5 protein-coding genes are annotated in these 4231 nt (G+C 63.9%); 2 read left to right on the top strand and 3 right to left on the bottom strand.

Annotation, left to right across the window (positions count from 1 at the left end; translation table 11 throughout):
- Positions 1-148: DUF5313 family protein (locus A2J02_RS27980; RefSeq protein WP_197477877.1), on the bottom strand; the 148-nt coding region annotated here is incomplete at its 3' end.
- A gap of 232 nt (positions 149-380) precedes the next feature.
- Here A2J02_RS27980 and A2J02_RS00210 point away from each other — a divergent pair.
- Complete coding sequence (locus tag A2J02_RS00210; protein WP_068045187.1) at positions 381-674, top strand: WhiB family transcriptional regulator; 294 nt, start codon at positions 381-383, stop codon at positions 672-674.
- Here the strand turns inward: A2J02_RS00210 and A2J02_RS00205 are convergent.
- Entirely contained in the window at positions 643-1395 is a 753-nt protein-coding gene (locus A2J02_RS00205; RefSeq protein ID WP_068045190.1) for a MerR family transcriptional regulator, read from the bottom strand. The two genes, A2J02_RS00210 and A2J02_RS00205, sit on opposite strands and share 32 nt — an antisense overlap.
- Before the next feature lie 99 nt (positions 1396-1494).
- Complete coding sequence (locus A2J02_RS00200; protein WP_068045185.1) at positions 1495-2700, bottom strand: lipase family protein; 1206 nt, start codon at positions 2698-2700, stop codon at positions 1495-1497.
- 115 nt (positions 2701-2815) lie between these two features.
- Between A2J02_RS00200 and A2J02_RS00195 the strand changes: the two genes are divergently transcribed.
- A partial coding sequence (locus tag A2J02_RS00195; protein WP_269454976.1) for a succinic semialdehyde dehydrogenase occupies positions 2816-4231 on the top strand: 1416 nt, incomplete at its 3' end.

The raw sequence follows: 4231 nt of genomic DNA, 5'->3' as shown, positions 1-4231 counted from the left end.
GAAGAACGAAGCGCGCGATGTAGCGAACCTGGGCGCCATTACCCACCAGATCGTTTCGAACCCAGTCTTGCATCGACGCGGGCAGGACGCGTCCGAACGTGTACCCGAGGAACTGCATGGGGCTCGGGGTAGAGCGATCGGTTGTCATCGCGCAATGCTAGTCCGACCTGTCTTGGTACATGTCACCGTTGACTGCGGTTTATCTCATATGTGACGCTAACGTCAGTTTGTGGCGGCGGACCGAAGGACTTCGACAGTGACCGATCGCAGAACCCTGCTCAGCGCACGAGCCGCGGGCGGCGGACTGGGGAACCGGCGCACAGTCACATCCGGCAACATCTGCCGACTACTGAATCTCTGATCGAAAGGGATGGCTGCCGATGAGAACGCAAGCAATGCAACCGATCTCCGAGTACTGGGATTGGCAGATGAACGCTGCCTGCCGCTCGATGCCGGTCTCGATGTTCTACCCGCCCCTGGGACTGCGGGGATACTCGCTGAGAAACCTCGAGCGACAGGCGAAGCTCGTGTGCGATCGATGCCCCGTGATCGCGCGCTGCCTGCAACACGCACTCGACTCGGACGAAAAATACGGAGTCTGGGGTGGATCGACCGCACACGAGCGGTCCGCGATGGCTCGCGTCAACCCTGGCGAGCGGCGTTCGCAACGATGACGTCGCGAAGATACTGCGCCAAGCCGGACGCAATCCCGTTGTAGTGCTTGGCAAATCGCTCGTCGGCTATGTACATCTCCGCCAGGTTCACCTGCATCTCGTAACCGCAGTCGTAGTACCGTTCGATCGATGCCCGATGACGCTCGGCCAGTACCCCGGCCTCGGTGGAATCCGGTGACACACCCCGCTGCATCGCGGCTGCGAGGTCCGCTTCGAGGAGATCGGCCTCGACCTTGATGGCCTTCCAGTCGTCCTTGGTGAACGACGCCGTCCGCTCCTGCGACTGCTTCCACTCGTCGGTTTCGCCCCAGCGTTGCTCGGCTTCCTCTGCGTACTCTTCGCCGGTCCAGTTGTCGCCGAAGATCTCGCGCTGCTCCTCGGGAGTCAGTTGCATACCCATCTTTTTCGCCTCCATCATCTTGTCCACGGCCGCAGCCATTGCGTGCAAGTGATCGATTCGCTCGTTCAACAACTCTCGCTGCCGACGCAGATGCGCCATAGCATCGACCGCGGGATCGTCGAGCAACGCCGCGATGACGTCGAGCGCGAACCCGAGCTCGCGATAGGTCAACACCTGATGCAGCCGCTCGACATCGGCCGACGAGTACGTCCGATAGCCCTTCGGAGTTCTGCCCGACGGCACCACCAACGCGATCTCGTCGTAATGATGCAGCGTCCTGACGCTGACACCCACCAACCGTGCGACAGCACCGACCTGCATGCTGTCCTGGTCGCTGCCGAAGGTCTCGTTGCCGACGAAGGAAGAATCACTCACGAAAGACACTGTGCTGCCTCCCGTGGCGTGAGGGTCAAGCCGCGCTTATCGGGTCACACGTTCGCACCCGGAGGTGGATTCTCCGGCGAGGCGCTGCCCGAGCCAGTCGTACGCACCGGGACGGCCGTTGGTCTGCGCCACCGAATGATCTCCGGGAACCAATTCGAGGCGAACCGACGCTCCCGCCGCGCACCACTGGTCCTGCACGGCCTCGGCACCTTCCTTGGGGATGAGGAAGTCCTGCAGCCCCTGGTAGATGTAGATCGGTGCGTCCGGCGTCGTCTGGCCCATCCGGTTCTCTTCGACGACGGCCTTGGTGATCGGGTGGTCGAAGACATCGGGCACGTTGGAGAGGTTTCGCTGGTCCAGCAACAACAGCCCCGAATACGACAACACATCGACGCATTGATCCTTCTGCGCCAAAGCCAGTCGCTTCCCGTTGTCGTTGGCGAGCTCCCGCATCTCCGGGTACTCCCTGGACAATCCGATCGTCGCCGCAGTGAACAGACCGGAACCGATCTGGCCGTTCAGTGAGGTCTGCAAAATCTTGTAGTCGGTCGGCGGGCCACCGAACGCGACACCGGCGATGTTCAACTCGGGCGCGTACTCGGGAGCCAACTGCGCTGCCCAACCCGAGGCGATGGCACCGCCGGAGTAACCGGTGATGCCGATCGGCGCGTCCGCAGCCACTCCTGCACTCTGGGATGCGCGTAAGCCGTCGAGCACGGTGTGTCCGGAGACGAGACCGGCCGAATAGGCCTGCCGAGGACCCTGGTAATCGGTGACGACGACCGTGTAGCCGCGGTCGAGCAGAATCCGGACCTGATCGACTTCCTTGTTGTTGCCGCGCGGCAGCGTGTACGACGGCGCGCACTGATTACCGAGCGAGTCCGTTGCCTCGTTGTACGCGATGACCGGACGATCTCCGGCTCCGGTCCACGGCGCGGTGGGCGTCAGGACCGTCGTCGCCGCGGCGATGGGTCGGTTCTTCGAATCGGTGGAGCGGAACAGCAACTGCACGGACGACGCCTCGGGAGTCACCGCGACGTCGCGACGGTTCAGCACTGTGCCGGGCTGCAGGTTCTCGTACCCGGCAGGTGGGTCGAACCATGGATCACCGAGTGAGGTGGGGAGATACGCATCCGGATCGCTCGGCGGAGCGATGAAATCCTGCAGTGGATCGGCCTGGGCCGACCCTGCGAACGACAGCATCAGTGCCGCGGCTCCGGCCAGAACGAATGCCTTGCGCATATATTTCCCACCCTGTAGCTCCGTACGCCCCGACGTCCGGTAGACCACTGACCATCGTGCCACAGGATTCGGTAATTTCGGCCCTGTGAAGTGAGCCGAAGACCAGGTAGGTTGTCTGTTACTCAAAACACTACTCACCAGTAGGGACCAGTCCATGCCAGCACCGTCCGCCTCGACCTTCTCCCGGCTCGCCGATCTCATCGCCATCCCCGACGCCGAATCGCGGCCGACGAAAACCATCACCGAGGTGTTCACCGGCAAGGAGCTGGCGACCATCCCGGTCGGTATCGCCGCCGACGCGACCGCTGCGATCGCCCGCGTTCGCGCAGCTCAGGTGGCCTGGGCCAAGCGCCCCGTGTCCGAGCGCGCCGAGATCTTCCACCGCTACCGCGACCTGGTGCTCGCCCACCGCGACGAGCTGATGGACATGGCGCAGGCCGAGACCGGCAAGTCCCGCGCCGCTGCCCTCGAAGAGGTTCTCGACATCTCGATGACCGCTCGGCACTACGCGCGCACCGCCGCGAAGCTGTTGGCCCCGAAGAAGGTCACCGGCATGCTGCCCGTGCTGACCAAGACTCGGATCCGGTACCAGCCGAAGGGTGTCGTCGGAATCATCTCCCCGTGGAACTACCCGATGACCCTCGCGGTGTCCGACGCCATCCCGGCACTGCTTGCAGGCAACGGAGTCGTGCTCAAGCCCGACAGCCAGACGCCGTACTGCGCATTGGCCTGCGTCGAGCTCCTGTACAAGGCCGGCCTGCCACGAGACATTTTCGCCGTGGTTCCCGGCCCCGGCTCGGTCGTCGGAACGGCGATCGTCGAGAACACCGAGTACGTCATGTTCACCGGCTCCACCGCTACCGGTCAGCTACTGGCGGAGCAGGCGGGGCGTCGGCTCATCGGGTTCTCCGCCGAGCTCGGTGGCAAGAACGCCATGATCGTCGCCAAGGGTGCCAACCTCCGGGAAGTGTCCGACGCGGCCGTGCGGGCCTGCTTCTCCAACTCCGGCCAGCTCTGTATCTCCATCGAACGTATCTACGTCGAGAAGTCGATCGCCGCGGAGTTCACCGAGAAGTTCGGTCAGCGGGTGCGCAACATGAGCCTCGGAGCCGACTACGAATTCGGCATCGAGATGGGCAGCCTCATCTCCGAGGATCAGATCAAGACGGTCTCGGCCCACGTCGACGACGCCAAGGTCAAGGGCGCGACCGTCGTCGCAGGCGGCAACGCACGCCCCGACATCGGCCCGCTGTTCTACGAGCCGACGCTGCTGACGAACGTCACCGAGGACATGGAATGCGCGGCAACCGAGACCTTCGGGCCGCTGGTGTCGATCTACCCCGTCGCCGACGTCGACGAGGCCATCGAGAAGGCCAACGACACCGAGTACGGACTCAACGCCAGCGTGTGGGCCAAGACCAAGGCGCAAGGCGAAGCCATTGCGGCGCGGCTGCATTCGGGCACCGTCAACGTCGACGAGGGCTACGCGCCGACGTGGGGCACCACCGGCGCCCCGATGGGCGGCATGGGT

This window comes from Rhodococcus sp. EPR-147, assembly GCF_001647185.1.
Taxonomy (GTDB): Bacteria; Actinomycetota; Actinomycetes; order Mycobacteriales; family Mycobacteriaceae; genus Rhodococcoides.
Note: the sequence above shows the minus strand (reverse complement) of the source record. Positions and strands in the feature narration are given on the sequence as shown.